14 protein-coding genes are annotated in these 15,529 nt (G+C 71.8%); 9 read left to right on the plus strand and 5 right to left on the minus strand.

The features are described 5' to 3' along the window. Positions 1–2: 2 nt before the first annotated feature. Entirely contained in the window at positions 3–977 is a 975-nt protein-coding gene (locus LQ51_RS32990) for an ABC transporter substrate-binding protein (RefSeq protein WP_046570027.1), read from the minus strand. A 253-nt stretch (positions 978–1,230) separates the two neighbouring features. On the opposite strand from LQ51_RS32990, the gene LQ51_RS25730 reads away from it, so the two are divergent. From LQ51_RS25730 to LQ51_RS25740, 3 genes are all read left to right on the plus strand, one after another. Further along, positions 1,231–2,469 (plus strand): flavin-dependent oxidoreductase, encoded by a 1,239-nt coding sequence (locus LQ51_RS25730; RefSeq protein ID WP_046570029.1) that lies wholly within the window; start codon positions 1,231–1,233, stop codon positions 2,467–2,469. After that, positions 2,466–2,933 (plus strand): MarR family transcriptional regulator, encoded by a 468-nt coding sequence (locus tag LQ51_RS25735; protein WP_197087915.1) that lies wholly within the window; start codon positions 2,466–2,468, stop codon positions 2,931–2,933. The genes LQ51_RS25730 and LQ51_RS25735 overlap by 4 nt, the downstream gene beginning before the upstream one ends. A 94-nt stretch (positions 2,934–3,027) precedes the next feature. Then, positions 3,028–3,492: a DUF3237 family protein gene (locus LQ51_RS25740; protein ID WP_046570031.1), complete on the plus strand. Its 465-nt coding sequence runs from the start codon at positions 3,028–3,030 to the stop codon at positions 3,490–3,492. Positions 3,493–3,721: 229 nt separating this feature from the next. Here LQ51_RS25740 and LQ51_RS25745 read toward each other — a convergent pair whose 3' ends face one another. Next, positions 3,722–5,041: a CE1 family esterase gene (locus tag LQ51_RS25745; RefSeq protein ID WP_046570035.1), complete on the minus strand. Its 1,320-nt coding sequence runs from the start codon at positions 5,039–5,041 to the stop codon at positions 3,722–3,724. 544 nt (positions 5,042–5,585) lie between these two features. Here LQ51_RS25745 and LQ51_RS25750 point away from each other — a divergent pair. Then, on the plus strand, positions 5,586–7,481 hold the full coding sequence (locus LQ51_RS25750; protein ID WP_156313226.1) for a hypothetical protein: 1,896 nt from the start codon (positions 5,586–5,588) through the stop codon (positions 7,479–7,481). 98 nt (positions 7,482–7,579) lie between these two features. Here the strand turns inward: LQ51_RS25750 and LQ51_RS25755 are convergent, their stop codons facing one another. Next, a complete protein-coding gene (locus LQ51_RS25755; RefSeq protein WP_046570037.1) occupies positions 7,580–8,467 on the minus strand; it encodes a TetR/AcrR family transcriptional regulator C-terminal domain-containing protein in 888 nt (295 codons plus the stop codon). A gap of 100 nt (positions 8,468–8,567) precedes the next feature. On the opposite strand from LQ51_RS25755, the gene LQ51_RS25760 reads away from it, so the two are divergent. Together LQ51_RS25760 and LQ51_RS25765 are read left to right on the plus strand one after the other, a co-directional pair. After that, on the plus strand, positions 8,568–9,770 hold the full coding sequence (locus LQ51_RS25760) for a DUF418 domain-containing protein (protein WP_046570039.1): 1,203 nt from the start codon (positions 8,568–8,570) through the stop codon (positions 9,768–9,770). Positions 9,771–9,869: 99 nt separating this feature from the next. Next, positions 9,870–10,361 carry a carboxymuconolactone decarboxylase family protein gene (locus tag LQ51_RS25765; protein WP_197087916.1) on the plus strand — a complete coding sequence of 164 codons (492 nt, stop codon included), beginning with the start codon at positions 9,870–9,872 and terminating at the stop codon, positions 10,359–10,361. A gap of 44 nt (positions 10,362–10,405) precedes the next feature. Here the strand turns inward: LQ51_RS25765 and LQ51_RS25770 are convergent, their stop codons facing one another. Both LQ51_RS25770 and LQ51_RS25775 read right to left on the minus strand, forming a co-directional pair. Then, positions 10,406–10,876 (minus strand): ribosomal maturation YjgA family protein, encoded by a 471-nt coding sequence (locus LQ51_RS25770; protein WP_197087917.1) that lies wholly within the window; start codon positions 10,874–10,876, stop codon positions 10,406–10,408. A 91-nt stretch (positions 10,877–10,967) separates the two neighbouring features. Then, entirely contained in the window at positions 10,968–11,837 is an 870-nt protein-coding gene (locus LQ51_RS25775; protein WP_046570043.1) for a DUF6745 domain-containing protein, read from the minus strand. A 321-nt stretch (positions 11,838–12,158) separates the two neighbouring features. Here LQ51_RS25775 and LQ51_RS25780 point away from each other — a divergent pair, with 321 nt between their 5' ends. From LQ51_RS25780 to LQ51_RS25790, 3 genes are all read left to right on the plus strand, one after another. After that, on the plus strand, positions 12,159–13,286 hold the full coding sequence (locus LQ51_RS25780; protein ID WP_052745061.1) for an effector-associated domain 2-containing protein: 1,128 nt from the start codon (positions 12,159–12,161) through the stop codon (positions 13,284–13,286). Positions 13,287–13,433: 147 nt separating this feature from the next. Beyond that, positions 13,434–13,652, plus strand: a complete 219-nt coding sequence (locus tag LQ51_RS25785; protein ID WP_046570045.1) for a hypothetical protein — start codon at positions 13,434–13,436, stop codon at positions 13,650–13,652. After that, positions 13,642–15,516, plus strand: coding sequence for an HEXXH motif domain-containing protein (locus LQ51_RS25790; protein ID WP_046570047.1), 1,875 nt, complete (start codon positions 13,642–13,644; stop codon positions 15,514–15,516). The genes LQ51_RS25785 and LQ51_RS25790 overlap by 11 nt, the downstream gene beginning before the upstream one ends. The last annotated feature ends 13 nt before the right edge of the window (positions 15,517–15,529 follow it).

Genomic DNA, 15,529 nt, shown 5'->3' on the forward strand with positions numbered 1-15,529 from the left:
GGCTACTGCTGCTGGATGAGGCGGTCGAGGTCGGGCTGCCGGTCGAGCACGTGGTACTTCTGGGCGAGCGCCGCCAGTTGCTGCAGGCTCGCCCGGTCGAGTTCCCACCCGAACGCCGGGAGCCGCACGGAGTCCGCGACCGCATCCGGTAGCTCAAGGTTGTCCTTGATGGCCTGCCGGAGGCTCGCCTCGTTGGCCGGATCCTTGGCCCAGGCCAGGGTCTTCTTCATCGCCGCCGAGAAGTCCGCGACCAGGGCGGCGTCCGACTTCGTCAGCTTGGCCGACGTGATCGTGGTGAGGGTGGCGAGCCCCGGGACCGTGGCCTGATACGGCGCGACCACCAGCACGTCGCCGCGTTTGCGCAGTTGGGTGATGAACGGCTCGGTCACCCAGGCGGCGTCGATGTTGCCGGCCGCGAGCTGGGCCGGGGCGTCCGGGAAGGCGACCTCGACGAACTTGACCTTGGTGGGGTCGCCGCCGTCCTTCTCCACCGCGGCCATGATGGTGACATCGCCGGCGGCGCCCAGGCTGTTGACCGACACCTTGCGGCCGGCGAGCTGGGCCGGCCGGGTGATGCCGGACTTCGCCGAGGCCACCACGGCGTTGATGTCGTCACCGTCGGCGTAGGACGACGCGTAGTTTCCGACGATCACCACGCCGAGGTTCTGCAGATCGGCGCGGAACGGGCCGAACGGCTGACCGATGGCGAAGTCGATGTCGCCGTTGATCAGGGCCGGGATGGCCTGCGCGCCACCCTGTGCGGGCAGCACCTCCACGTCGAGTCCCTGCTCCCGGAAGATGCCGGCCTTGATGCCGCCCCACAGCGCCGCGGTCTCGCTGATGGGCAGCGCCGCCACCCGGACCTTCCGCAGGTCGCCGCTCGCCTCGGGGGACGGGGAGGTGGCATCGGAATCCGTACAACCCGTCAGGGCGATCGTGATGCCGGCGAGAACAGCGAGGGCGGTGACCTTCTTCATGGACGAGCCCTTCCGTGCGCAGCGCTGGTGCGCCCCGACGAGTTGGGGGCCGGCGAGGTGACGTGGACCATCCGGCCGCGTCGATCAGCGTCAGGCAGAACAGATTGGTTGTCAAGAATGCAGATATCACCGGTGGCATTGCGATTAGCGGGGTGCCGGCCCGTCGTACTTTCCATTGAGAAACGTCTTGACGTGCGACGATTTTGTGACCAAACTGTGCGGTTGGTTGTGCGGCGGGAAGGGGAGCGGCGGCGTGGCGATCGTGATCGTGGGTGCCGGTATCGGTGGCCTCACCACCGCGCTCAGCCTGCACCGGGCCGGGTTCCGCGAGATCGCCGTCTACGAGCGCGCCGCGACACTGCGGCCGCTCGGCGTCGGGATCAACCTGCTTCCGCACGCCGTCCGGGAACTGACCGAACTGGGCCTCGGCGAACGCGTGGCAGGCCTGGGCGCCGCACCCGGCACGCTGGCCTACTACAACCGGCACGGGCAGCTGATCTGGAGCGAGCCGCGCGGGCTCGACGCCGGATATCGCTGGCCGCAGCTCTCCGTGCACCGCGGCCGGTTCCAGCTGGAACTCCTCAGCGTGGTGCGGGAACGGCTGGGCGCCGACGCGGTGCGCACCGGGCACCGGCTCGTCGGCGTCGAGGACGGCGTCGCCCGCTTCGAGACGGCGGCCGGGGAGGTCCGCGTCGCGGCCGACCTGATCGTCGGCGCGGACGGCATCCATTCCGCGCTGCGCCGGCAGTACCAGCCCGGCGAGGGCGCGCCGCTCTGGAACGGGCTGACGCTGTGGCGGGGGACGGCGCGGGCACCCGGATTCCTGGACGGACGCACCATGATCATGGCAGGCGACGCGGAGCAGAAGTTCGTCGCGTACCCGATCGGTCCCGACCTGATCAATGTGGTCGCCGAGCGGCGCGGTCCCGGTTTCGCCGGGCCGAACGCGGACTGGAACCGGGCGGTCGACCCGGCGCCGGTCGTCTCGCTCTTCGCCGGCTGGCGGTTCCCGTGGCTCGACGTGCCGGAGCTGCTGGCCGCCGCCGACGAGATCCTCGAATACCCCATGGTGGACCGGGACCCGCTCGACACCTGGACCCACGGGAACACGACGCTGCTCGGCGACGCCGCACACCCGATGTATCCGAACGGATCCAACGGAGCGTCGCAGGCGATCCTGGACGCGCGCACCCTCGCCCTCCACCTGGCCACCGCGCCGACGGTCCGGGCGGCGCTCGACGCCTACGAGGCGGACCGGCGACCGGCGACCACCGCGCTCGTGCTGAGCAACCGGCGGCAGGGTCCGGAGCAGGTGATGGTGCTCGCCCACGAGCGCGCCCCCGACGGGTTCGCGCACATCCACGACGTCATCCCGCCGGACGAACTCACCGAGATCGCCACCGGCTACAAGAAGGCGGCCGGCTTCCTGCCCGCCGCCCTCAACGAACGGGCCTCCCTGACGCCGACGGTCTTCTCGGGCATCCTGCCGTGACGCGGCCGGACCCGACCGAGCTGGACGCCGCGCGACTGGCCTCGGTGATCTCGCCGCTGCGCCGTACGCTGCTGGCCGCCGCCCGGGCCGCCGAGCACCTGCCGGAAATCCCGGACGCGCAGATCGAGATCGTGCGGGCGCTGCCCCGGGGCACGGTGGCCGGTCCCGGCGAACTCGCCGAACGACTCCGGCTGAGCCGCTCGACGGTCAGCAACCTGCTCACCGCCATGGAGGGCAACGGCCTCGTGCAGCGCCGCCCCCGTCCCGGCAACCACCGGCACGTCGACGTCCTCGCCACCGAGAAGGCCCTCGACCTGTTCGACCGCTTCGACCTGGCGAGCGGAGATCTGGTCGCCCGCGCCGCGGCGACCCTGCCCGCGGCGGACCGGGCGGCCCTCGCCGCCGCGGTGCCCGCGTTGGAACGCCTGCGCGACGCCCTCACGCAGGTCAAGGAGGCTTCATGAGCACGCCGCCACGGCGGCCGGCGCACCGCGCCGACCGGGACGGCCGCCACCCCCATTCCCGCCCCCGCCGTGTCGACCTCCCGGTCGGCACCCCGTGAGGGCGCCGGCGGTTCCCGGTCTGGAGGCCGCGTTCGAGGTGGAGGCCCGGCTCGGCGCGCTGGAGGACCACGGGGTGACCCGGGCCGGTCACCGCCGCGTCGTGCCGATCGTCGGCGGACAGGTCACCGGCCTCTTCACGGCGGACATCCTCCCCGGCGGCGCCGACTGGCAGCTGGTCCGACCCGACGGCGGGATCGAGATCGACACGCGCTACTCGGCGCGCACCGCCGACGGCGGCCACGTCTACATCCGTACCTTCGGGGTCCGCAGCGGCCGGCCGGAGGTCCTCGAGGCGCTGCTCCGGGGCGACCCGGTCGACCCCGCCGAGTACTACTTCCGGCTGGGCGTACGACTGGAGACCTCGGTGCCCGCGCTGGCCGTCCTGGAGCAGTGCATCTTCGTGGCCTCCGCGATCCGCGAGGCCGACCGGGTGCGCTACACCGCCTACCGCGTCACGTAGGTCTTCCCGGGGTCCGGCGGAGCGCGGCGCCTGATCCGCCACGGTGTCGGGCGGGTGCGGAGCCGCACGCAGGCCACCCGGGCGGTACCACCTGGACGGTCGCGGCGGTTGACCAGCAGCCGCGACCCCGCGTGGCGTCGGCGCGGTGCGCGGTGTCCCGCGGCCATCCCGGCCCACCTGCCCCGCGGGCCCGGTGCCAGCCGGCACCGGGCCCCGGGTAGTGCCCCGGTCAGGGGCTGGTGCAGGTGATGTTGCTGGCCGGCGTGGCGCCATTCCCGGTCGCGGTGAACCCGAAGGTGGTCGAGGTGTTGGCGGCCAGCGTGCCGTTGTAGTCGGCATTTCGCACGGTGACGTTGCCGGTGGTGCCCGTGTTGATGCCGCTCCAGAGGCTGCTGATGGCCTGGCCGCTGGCCAGGGTCAGGCGTACGGTCCAGCCGTTGATCGTGGTGGCGGTGTTGTTGGCCACGGTGACCTCGGCCTGGAAGCCGCCGGGCCAGGTGTTGATCGTGCGGTAGGTGGCGGCGCAGGTGCCCGGCGGTGCGGTCGTCGGCGGAGCGGTGGTCGGCGGTGCGGTGGTCGGGGGAGCGGTGGTCGGGGGAGCGGTGGTCGGCGGTGCGGTGGTCGGGGGAGCGGTGGTGGGCGGCGTGGTGGAGGTGAACTGGGTGAAGAATCGCCAGATCTCCCCCGAGGTCCAGGTCCTGGAGTCGTTCGGGCTGGACGACCCGTCGACCGGGCTGGGGGTGTGGTCCCCGTCGAAGGCGGCCCACTGCACCGGGTAACCGGCCCGGCAGCCCGAGTAGACGGTGGTGATGTGGCGCAGGGTGTTCTGGCCCGGCTCGGGCGGGTTCTGCGCGGTGCAGCCGTTGTTCCGCACGAACGTGTCGCGCAGCGACCGACCCATGGAGATGTTCAGCACGCTGTCGTGGGTGCCGTGGATGCCGAAGTACGGCACCGGCGAGGTGCCACCGTTGCATCCACTCAGGTTGGCGCCGGACAGGACGGCGACCGCCCGGACCACGGTGGGCCGGGCACAGGCCACGGCGTAGCTCATCGCCCCGCCGTAGCTCCAACCGAGCACGAAGCGCTGGGTCGTGTCGACGCAGAGGTCACCCTCGACCTGCCGGAGGATGTCGTCGAAGAGGGTCAGGTCCCGACCGTTGGTGTTGGCCCAGCCGGCGTCGATGCCCTGCGGCGCGACGAAGATCGTGCTGTTGTTCGCCAGCGGCGCGAGCCCGTAGTAGCCGGCCGAGGCGACGTTGCTCGCCGAGCCGTTCAGCCAGTGGAAGCCAACCACCAGCCGGTAGGGGTTGTTCCGGTCGTACCCGTCCGGGATCCGCAGGATGTAGCTCCGGTTCTGCCCGCCGCTCTGGATCGTGCGCGTGCCGTTGGTGAGCGTCGGCGCCTTGCCGCAGCCCGCGGTCGCGGCGAGGGTGCCGTTCGTCGCGGCCTCCGCCGCGTTGCCGAAGCCCGCGCTCCACACGCCACCGGCGGTCGCGGCGAGGAGAACCACCGCGGCCGAGATGGATGAGAGAAGTTGTCTCCGTTTCATGTCTGCTTGGCTCCTTGCCATTGGTCGTCGTGTACCGGTGGTGTCGTGCAGGGCCGGGTCCGGTGACTCTGGGCGCGCTCCGCGACCGACGGGTCAGCGAGGTGCTGAAGGCTCTTCTCCGGCGACGCCGGATGGGCATGGCGACGCCCGTTCCGCTCCGATCGGCATGCTCGTGTCCCAGGCCCGGCACACCCGCGCGCGTGCGGCCGTCCGTCGGCGCCGGGATCGTCCGCGACGGCCTGGAGGAAGGGCAGGCGACCGGACCGGCGTCGACCGGCGACCACGTGTGGTCGCCTGGCCCCGCGGAACGCCCGGACTGGTCACCCCACCGGCGAGGCGGCGTGGGTGGCCTGACCCTCGGCGCGCCTTGCCGGTTGGATCGGTGAACGCGAGCGTGCCCTTCGCCCGCGCGGCAAAAGATAGCATGTTATCGATAACACGCTCAATCGATCGAGCTGCTCGCGACCGGCTCGGGGACACATTTCCGGTCCGCGTCCGCCTACCCTGTGATCCACATTGTTGGGAGCGGGGGAGCTACTCACTAATGGCAAGGCTTTCTGCACGGCTGACCGCGACACTGATCGCGTTCCTGATCGCCAGCGGCCCCGTGGTCGCGCCGCAGGCGACGTCCACCTCCGCCACCGCGGCGGGTACGCCCGTGGCCTTCACCAACCAGGACGTCGGGTTCGCCGAGTCCAGCCTGATGCCGCAGGCGGACAGCGACCAGGAGGTCGCCCGGCACCTCGACAGGGTGGCGGAGTTCGTGCCCGGGCGATCACCGATCGTGCGGGTCTGGTTCGACTGGTGGTACGTCGAGGGGATCCCGGGTAGCCCACCCCGGTGGGACCGGGTGGAGCGGCAGGTGACCCTGGCGCGGGCCCGCGGGATGCGGGTGCTGCTGATGTTCGGCCTCTCCGCGCCCTGGGCCAACGGCCACCGCAACGACGAGCCGCAGCCCGAGCTGTGGTTCCCGCTGCGGGACGAGGACTGGCGGAGCATCGTCGACCGGACGATGGCGCACTTCACGGCGCCGGACGGGTCGTCGCTGATCGACGCGGTCGAGGTGTGGAACGAGCCGAACCTGACCGCCTTCGGCAAGTGGGACGGCAACGGCGACGGCACATTCGACAGCGCCGACTACGCGGCCACCCGGCTGCGCTACTGGCAGCTGGTCGACGTCGCCTACCGGGCCGTGCACGCCCGCTGCGCGACCTGCGTGGTCCTGGCCGGCGGCTCCGGGGGACTCCACGAGATGACGGGCCACCCGGACCGGACCTCGTCGGCCTGGCTCGACTGGGCGTACGCCAACGGGTTCGGCAACTCGTTCGACGCGGTGGCCCACCACCCGTACTCGGACTTCCACGCGCCCGACGAGCCGAACTGCACCCAGCCGTGGCTCAACGCGTTCGGCCCGCCGTACCCCGACGCGCAGGGCCGGCTCTGCGGGGAGCTGGCCCGGCTGCACGACGTGATGGTGCGTCACGGGGACACCACGCGGAAGATCTGGGCCACCGAGTGGGGTTACAACATCGGGGCCCGGGGCAGCCTCAACCAACCCGCCGCACTGTTTCAGAAGTGGATGGTCAACGGGATCAAGCTGTGGCGCTCGTTGCCGTACACCGGGCCGCTGTTCCTGTTCACCTTCAGTGACGTGTCGGGGTGCCCCGACGATCCGGCGTGCGAGTACGGCGTCGTCGACGAGAACTACGTCCCGAAGAACCAGGAACTGTACGACGCCGTCTCCGACACGTTGACCTACCCGGACTGGCGGCCCGCGTACGCCTCGGCGAACGGCATCGGCGGCTTCAAGCCGGCCATGCCGCAGGACCGGATCGTCGCGTTCGACTTCCTGCACACCGGGAAACGGGACCATCTGCTGATCTACCGGCCGGGGACCGGCGTCGTGCGGATCGTGCAGCACAAGCCGGACGGCAGCTTCGCGACGGTGTTCAGCTCCTCGACCGGGATCGGTGGGTTCGACCTGACGGGTGCGAACGACCAGGTGATCGCGTACGACTACTACCACACCGGCATGTTGGACACGCTGGTGCTGTACCGGCCGGGGCAGGGTGCGGTGTTCATCGTGACCCGGGCGGCCGACGGCACCATGTGGCCGGTCCACCGCACCGGCACCGGCGGCATCGGCGGGTTCAACCTCGCCTCGGCGCAGGACCGGATCGTCGCGTTCGACCACCAGCACACCGGCAATCCGGACCACCTGGCCCTCTACCGGCCCGGCACCGGGATCCTCTGGGTCGTGCGGCACAGACCAGATGACACCTTCGGGGCCGCGTTCAAGGCCCGTCAGGGCGTGGCCGGTTTCGACCTCACCAGCACCGCCGACCAGGTGATCAGCTACGACCTGGACCACGAGGGCCGCCCGGACCGGCTGCTGATGTACCGCCCGGGCACCGGCACGGTCGTCATCGCCGGCCCGTAGACCGCAGCCACCGGTGCGGCAGCCCAGGGAGACCCGGGCTGCCGCGCCGGCGCCGGGCACGATTCGACGCTCCACCGGTGGCGACCGCTCGCGGCCCGTCACCGCAGGAGCGGGGCGAGGCCGTCGAGGAGGCGCTGGAGGCCGAACTCGAAGAGCAGGTCCAGGTTCCAGGCCCCGTCGTCGGCGGCGACGAAGCGGGCCATCAACGGGAGTCGACCGTCGGCCAGGACCGCGGCGATCCGTTCCTCCTGGGCCGCCAACCACTGGGTGTCGGTCAGACCGCTGTCCTGCTCGGCCTGCGCCTCCTCGGCCCGGTTCACCGCCGTGCCGCGCACGTAGTTGGCCACCGTCACCGCCGCCGTGAACTGGGCGTTCAGGTCGAGCCCGCGCCCGTCCAGCGCCCGCATCATCCACTCGGTGTGGGCCATGGCGTGCGGGGCCGGCAGGGGCCGGGTGAAGGAGATCGCCTGGGCCAACCAGGTGTGCCGACGGTACATCGCCCAGTGGAGCCGGGCGATGGCCTCGAGGCAGGCCCGCCAGCCGTTGCGAGCCGGGGTGAGCGCCGGCGGCGGGTTCTCGGCCATGACCTTGTCGATCATGTACAGCACCAGCTCTTCCCGGTCGGCCACGTACCGGTAGACGGCCATCGTCGGAATGCCGAGCTGACCGGCGAGCCGGCGCATGGACAGGCCGTGCAGCCCTTCGACGTCGGCGATGGTGACGGCGGTGGCGACCACCTGCCCGCGGTCGGGGTTGGGTGCGCTACCCGCCCTCGCCGCGGCGACCACGGTGCCGACGCCGCGTACGGGCTCGACGACCCCCCGCTCGCGCAAGGTCGCCAGGATCTTGGTGGCGGTCGCCATCGCGACCCCGTACTCGGCCATGAGCTGCCGAGTCGACGGGATCCTCGCCCCGGGCGCGAACTCGCCGGACGCGATCCGGTCCGCGAGATCGGCGGCGATCCGGCGGTACGGCGGTTCCTCCACAACGACCTCCTGTGCACTAGTTCAGTCACGGTACCCCGACGATGAATACGGGTGATAGCACCACTGCTACCGCCACTAGTGCACCAATACGGTGTACGACATGACTGATCTCAATCGTGTTGGCCCGCCTCGCAGCAGCTACGCCGGCCCGGCGACGGCGGTCGGGGATGCGGACGCCCGGATCAACGTCGTGGACGCGTTGCGCGGGAGCGCGCTGCTGCTCATCCTGCTGGTGAACGTGTGGTACTTCAGCTCCGGCTACGAGTTCCACCTGGTCGACGATCCGGCGTACGGCGCGCTCGACCGGCTGCTCACCGGCGTGCTGGAACTGCTGTTCGCGATGAAGGCGTACCTGCTCTTCTCCTTCCTGTTCGGCTACAGCTTCACCCTGCAACTCGACTCGGCGGCCCGGCGTCGGGCGGACTTCCGTCGGCCGTTCCTGCGCCGGCTGTCCGGCTTGTTCGCGCTCGGGGCGCTGCATGCGGTGCTGCTGTTCCACGGCGACATCCTCACCACGTACGCGCTGCTCGGCCTCGTGCTGCTCGCCGTCCGGCGGATCAAGGCGCGCACCGCCCTGGTCACCGCGGCGACCATCGTGGGCGTGATCGCGCTCGTGGTCGGTGTGGCCGCGGTTCTCGGCGGCGCAGTGGTCCCGGACGAGGCCGCCGCGCTCACCGCCGGCGCGCGCTCGACGGAGGCCCTGAACGGCGGAATCGGTGATGTCGTCCTGGAGCATCTGCGCTCGTTGCCGGCAATGCTCGGCGCACTTGCCGTGCAAGGGCCGTTGGCCTTCGCCGCCTTCCTCGTCGGTCTCGCCGCCGGCAAGCACCGGATGCTCGTCGCCGTCCACCGCCACGAGACCGTGCTGCGCCGGTGCGAGCGGATCGGCTATCCGGTCGGTCTGGCCGGCGCCGCCCTGTTCGCGATCGGCGGCGGCACCGCGAACATGACCGGACTGATGGTCAGCATCGTCACCGCGCCGTTCCTCGCGGGGGCCTACGCCGCGACCCTGGTGCGCTTGTTCAGCCGGCGGACGCGCGTGGCGGACGCGCTGGCGCCGGCGGGACGCATGGCGCTGACGAACTACCTGGGCCAGTCGCTCATCTGCGTGCTCGTCTTCACCGGCGTCGGGCTGGGCCTGGCCGGCCGCACCTCGCCGGCGCAGACGCTGCTCATCGCGCTGACGATCTTCGCGGTGCAGGTGGCGGCCAGCTGGTGGTGGATGCGGCGGTTCCGGTACGGCCCGGTCGAATGGGCGTTGCGCGCGTGGACCCACCGCAAGCGGCCCGCCATGCGGCGATAGCCACCGCTGGCTCTCACCACTTTCGGTCGCCCCCGCTCCGGCGCGCCTCGCGGCAGGTACGTTGGCTGCGAGGTCGCCGACGTCGACAGGAGCAGCCAGGTGAGCGAGGTGACCATCACCAACCGGCGGGCCGACAGCTCCGCCAACGAGGACCTGACCCGGCTCGCCCGGCACGGCGCCGACGCCTTCGGCTACCAGGCCGACCTGCGCGTCGACCGCCGGCTCGCCCAGCTCCTGCGGCTGCGCGTGTCGCAGATCAACAACTGCACCTACTGCCTCAACCTCCACTACGAGGCGGCTCGGGACGCCGGCATTCCCCGACCGGTGATCGATACCCTGACCGCCTGGTGGGAGACCGACTTCCACGACGACGCGGCCCGCGCCGCCCTCGCCTACACCGAGGCGATCACCCGCGTCGCGGATGCGACCGCCGCCGACGATGTCGGTGCCCGGCACACCGCGCTCGCCGAGCACTTCCCGCCGGACCAGATCCTCGAGATCATCGGGATCGTCATCAACATGAACGTCTGGACCCGACTCAAGCTGGCCGAGGGCGCCGTCCCCGGTTTCGCCGACCAGGCCCGGCCGTGAACCGGCTCACCGGCCGGGCCTGACCAGCCTGCTCCCGCTCCCCGCTACCGGCGGGTGTCAGACGGGACGGAGGCCGGCGCGGGCAGGACGTCGCGCGGCGGCCGCCGCTCGGTGCGGGCTCGGGCGCATACCAGGTGGTGCAGGAGCACCAGGGGAACCACGCCGACCGGGTACCAGGCCAGGTCGACCGGATCGAACTGCACCCCCAGCGCCAGCCTCGCCGCCAGGCTCCGGGCCGACAACTCGGCCGGCACTCCGGTCAGCTGCGCGCACTCCACCAGCCAGCAGAAGCCGGTGGCGACCGCCCCGGCCGGCACCGGCGCCAACCGCGGCCACAGGAACAGCACCCCGGCCCAGACCATCGACGCGTACAGCGCGGTGCCCGAGTACTGCCGCAGCGCCCCGTCGTCGACAGCGCGGATCAGCAGCGCGAGGCCCAGGACCAGCAGCGCGGCCAGCGGCATGAGCAGCCGCACCGTACGGGCCGTGATCGGCATTCTCGCGGTGGCAGGCACCGCACCACCGTACGGGGCCGACCGCGCTGCCGGTCCGGTGCCGTCAGCCGGCCGTCGCGTTCGCGTGACCGGCTCGTCGGCTCAGGTCAGGTCAAGGTGTCGTGCGTGGTTGCCAGCCGTCGCGGTAGCGCACGCCGCGAGGTTGCAGCCGGATCTGGTCGTGCACCGCCCCGGGGACCGGCTCGGTGCGGATCTCCTGCGGGCGGTTCACCACGACGCAGACGTCCTCGCCGGGCCACCACCAACCACCGGAGCGGGCCAGGCCCGCCCAGGCGTCGAGGTGGTCCGCCTCGTCCGGGCCGTACCGGGCGAGGCCGAGCCGGTGCAGCACGTCGTAGTAGGCGATCCAGGACGCGTCCTGCTGCCCGTACCAGCAGACCGGTACCGGGCCGTCGACCGCCAGCGCCGCCCGCACCGGCAGGTAGTACCCGGGCGCGAGGCTCCGGTGCAGGGCCGTGCGTACCCCCTGGTGCAGCACCACGGCGAGCGGCACGCCACGGTCGAACGCCTGCGCCGGCGCCAGTTCGGGCCAGGGTTGCGTGGTCTTCGCCCGGCGTACCGGCGACAACTCGGGATCGGTGTGCGTGACGCCCGCGCTCAGCGCGCCGCGTAGCTGGGCGACGACCATGGCGATGTCGCTCGCCAGCGGCGGTGTCCCGCGCGGCCGAGGGCTTCGGATGCGCTCGGCGAGCTGATCGAGGGTGGGCCAACCACGGATCAGGGGACGCGCCTGGTCCGGCGAGTCGACCCATTCGAACCGGGGTCGCGGCCGTGCTGCCCGGGCGTAGATGGCGGTCAGGCAGCGCTCGACGGCCGGCGGGTCAGCCGACTGGGTGGACAGGGCGTGGTCGAGCCATTCCTGGCGGATCCGGACGGCCTGCTGCCACAGGTCGAGCGGGTTGCCGCTGCGAACGGCCGGTGGCGGATTCGCGGCGTCGTCGCGCCGCGTGGGGGCGCTCAACGCGCCAGGGCGTCGCCGCCCTTCCGGTACGAGATCATGGTGCGACTATGGCCCGCGACGCGCTGCCGGCGCAAGGCGGTTTCCCGCCCTCCCGGCGGCGGCTGACCTCGCATGAGCCGGCAATGCGGCCGCCGAGCGAACCGCGGCCGCCGGTCACGCGATGCCGATGGCCGGCATGGCCGATGCTCACTACTGTTGCGGGAGCCTCAGGCGAAACCGCCAGTCCCTGGGACGAGAACACGGCCGGCGCGGGATCCCGGACACGCTCCTGCGAACGGCGAATTGGGCCCCGGGTGGGCGCACGTGGATGAGGAGTGAACGATGGGCCGCGACCACGATCCGCGCGAGGTGCACGTGGTCGCGGTCGGCATCGACCAGTATGCGGCGGGCCGCGAGTGGAGCCTGGTCGGGCCGGCCGATGACGCCCTCCGGTTTGCCCGCTGGTTCGTGGCGCGGGACGTGCCGCCCGGGCAGGTGACCGTGCTGTCGTCGCCCTGTCCCGGCCCGGACGCCGTCCCGCCGGGAGTTGTCCTGCGCCCCGCCGACCGGGCGACCGTCCGTGAGGTGTTGGTGCGGGAACTGCCGGCGCGGCAGGCATCAACCCTCTACGTGATCTGGGGCGGTCACGGCTACGTCGACACCGGCCGTCGCCGGCGGCTCTACTACGCCGATGCCAGCGCCACCGACCCCGCTTCCCTCGACCTCGACTCGATGCTTGCCACGTTCGCGTCGGACCTCGTGCCGACATTCGATCAGCAGGTGTGGATCATCGACGCGTGCCAGTTGCATGATCGACCGCAGGGCCTGGCCATGCCCGGCAGCGAGACCTTCCCCGTCGGAACGCCGGTCGCCGGCCGGCGTCAGGACGTCCTGTTCGCCGCCGGCTTCGGCCAGGCCGCGGCCAACCTGGGGGTACGGCGCACCGGACTGTTCAGCCGGGAGGTCCTGCGACTGCTCGACGACGGCGAGGCCGGTCGGCTCGCCCAACCGGAGCGGCTCATGTCCACCCTGCGGGAACGGTTCGCCGATATGCGGGCGAGTGGTCTGACCGCGCAGACCCCGACCTACCTGTGGCACCGCAACGCCCTCGGCGACGAGGGTCTGCTGCTGCACCGTTCCGAAACCGGGACCGTGGTGCCCGCGGCGCCGGCGCCCTCGGCACCGTCCCCGGCCAGGCTGGGCCCGCTGGTGGACGCGCTGCTCCAGGTGCCGGAGTTCCTGCGACCGAACGAGCGCGAAGAGATCCTGACCCTGCTGCGTGGCCCGGTGTACGCGGCCATCCGGCGCAGCAGCGCGGCGCGGCCCGATGCCATCAGCGTCGTGCGAACGTGTCTGCGGTATCCGGGAGCCCTGTCCGAGCTCGTCGAGGCGGTTCGCTTCTTCGCCACCGACGACGCGGCGATGACCCGGGTCGAGGACGCCGCGGCGCGGCTGGTGCCGCATTCCTGACCGTACGACAGTGGTTTGCACGAGCGTCCACATCGGAAGGCGGCAGCGGGATTCGGCCTGTGGCGCCCGCCGCTCGGCGCTTTCGCCGCCTGCACCGGTAAGTAATAATGGCGTTATCGACTGTCATCATTTTGGGGGTTGCCGTACATGGAGGAACGCCTCGCCGGTATCGAGTCTGAGTTGCTTGACTTGTCGGCGGTGACCGTGGCGACGCTGCGATCCGTTGACTTCACCGGCATGACTGCGGCGATCTCGCGAGTATCGGAAAGAATCGCCGATTCGGGGGGCAGCATCAGCGGCTACAGCGGCTCCTTCCCGAGCCGGATACGGTCCGCCGGACCGGATTCGGAGGAGCATGTCGTCTGATTCCCTCCCGTTAGGTCCGACCCACCTCGAACACGCACACTTCCATGCCCTGGCCACCGGGGCCGGAGACGAACACAGCATCACGGCACTCTGGCGGTCCGAGCGCAGCTGGCGGCTGATCGTGCTGCGTGCTCTGCTGGACATCTGCGCCACCCGAGCCGACGCTTCCGGCCCGCTCGTGCCCGCGAGCGAGGCCTGGGAACTCCTGGTCCGGGCATACGGTGCCGCACCAGGGATCACCGAGGACATTCTGGCCCGTCCGCAGGTCGGCAGCTGGGCCGCGCACACCCTGCGTCGGCTGCGTAACGACCGCCCCGACCCGGTGCCGATGTGGCTGGACGTCGGCTACCTGCACGCACTCGCGGCGGCGGGCGCCGTTCGGGCCGGCCTCTCCTTCGAGCTGGACATCCCGGCGCGCCACGGCAGCGCGGTGCTGCCCACCGTGGGCGCCGCGTCGGTCCCGCCGGAGGTCGAGGTCGTCCGGGTCCGGGCTACCGGTGGACAGGTCGAGATGGAGACCGGCGCCCGGACCGTGCGGTGCCGACCGGGGGACCGGGACTGGCACGAACCCATCGTCATAGCGGTCCGTACGGACGGCGCCGGCCTCCAGGTCGAGCTGCTCGATCGCGACCTGTACCGCGATCTGCGGGGCCCTTCCCCGCCGCAACCGTTGTCGGAGTCCGACCTCGCCAGCTGGCGTGCGGATCTCGCGCGGGCCTGGGCACTGCTGGTGCGCGAGCAGCCCGGCCGCGCCCAGGCGATCGCCGGCATCGTACGGACCCTGACACCGGTGGCGCGCCGCGAGCGGTTCCGACCGCTGTCGGCGTCGGGCACCGAGGCGTTCGGCGGCATCCTGCTCTCCCAACCGGACGACCCGCTGCAACTGGCGGTGACCCTGGTGCACGAGTCCCAGCACCAGAAGCTTGGTGCCCTGTCCCACCTGCTCACCCTCTGCGAGGCAGACGATCACCTCCGCTACTACGCCCCCTGGCGGGACGATCCCAGGCCGCTCCCCGGCCTTCTTCAGGGTGCGTACGCGTTCGCCGGCATCACCCAGTTCTGGCGGGTCCACCGCCAGCAGGCGCCGCCCGGCGAGCGGGCGGCGACGGACTTCGAGTTCGCGCTGTGGCGGCGGCAGGCCCTCGGCGTCCTACGGGTGCTCGCCACATCCGGCCGGCTGACCGGGCACGGTCAGCGGTTCGTCGACACCCTGCACGCGGAGCTGAACGCGTGCCGGGAAGACGACGTGCCGGCCGCCGAGCGCGACGCGGCGCACGCCGCCGCGCTCGACCACCACGCGATGTGGCGGGGTCACAACATCCAACTGGACCCCGCCGACCAGGAGGCCCTCGCGGCCGCCTGGCAGCAGGGTGACCCGCTGGCGAGCGCACTCCTCGCCGTCGGCGCCGCGAAGGTGCGGGCGGAACCGCCGGTGGGCCTGCTCGACGCCCGGGCCGTCCTGCGCCGATATCTGCTGTTCGACCCGGATGCCTTCAACCGGCTGCGCGCCACGCCCGACGAGGTGGGGGAGAGGGTGGCCGGCGCAACCGCGGCCGACCTGGCCCTCGTGGCCGGTGATGTCGAGCGGGCACGCGCCGGCTATCTCGGCGAGCTGACGCCGGACCCACTCAGCGTGCACGGCTGGGTCGGTCTCGGCCTCGCGCAGGTCGACCAGCCCGCCCATCCGGCGACGCGGGCCCTGCTGGGCCGCCCGGAACTCGTCCTGGCCGTGGTCCAGGGACTGCGGTCGCGCGGATCCGCCACGGTTGCCCCCGACCCGCTCGAGGTGGCCAGCTGGGTCGGTGAGGGGTTACCGGATCGGCAGGTCGACAACGTCGATCCGGCGGGTTGGCTGGCTGTCTGACCCGCCGGATCGA

Source organism: Micromonospora sp. HK10 (genome assembly GCF_000982955.1).
Classification (GTDB): Bacteria; Actinomycetota; Actinomycetes; order Mycobacteriales; family Micromonosporaceae; genus Micromonospora.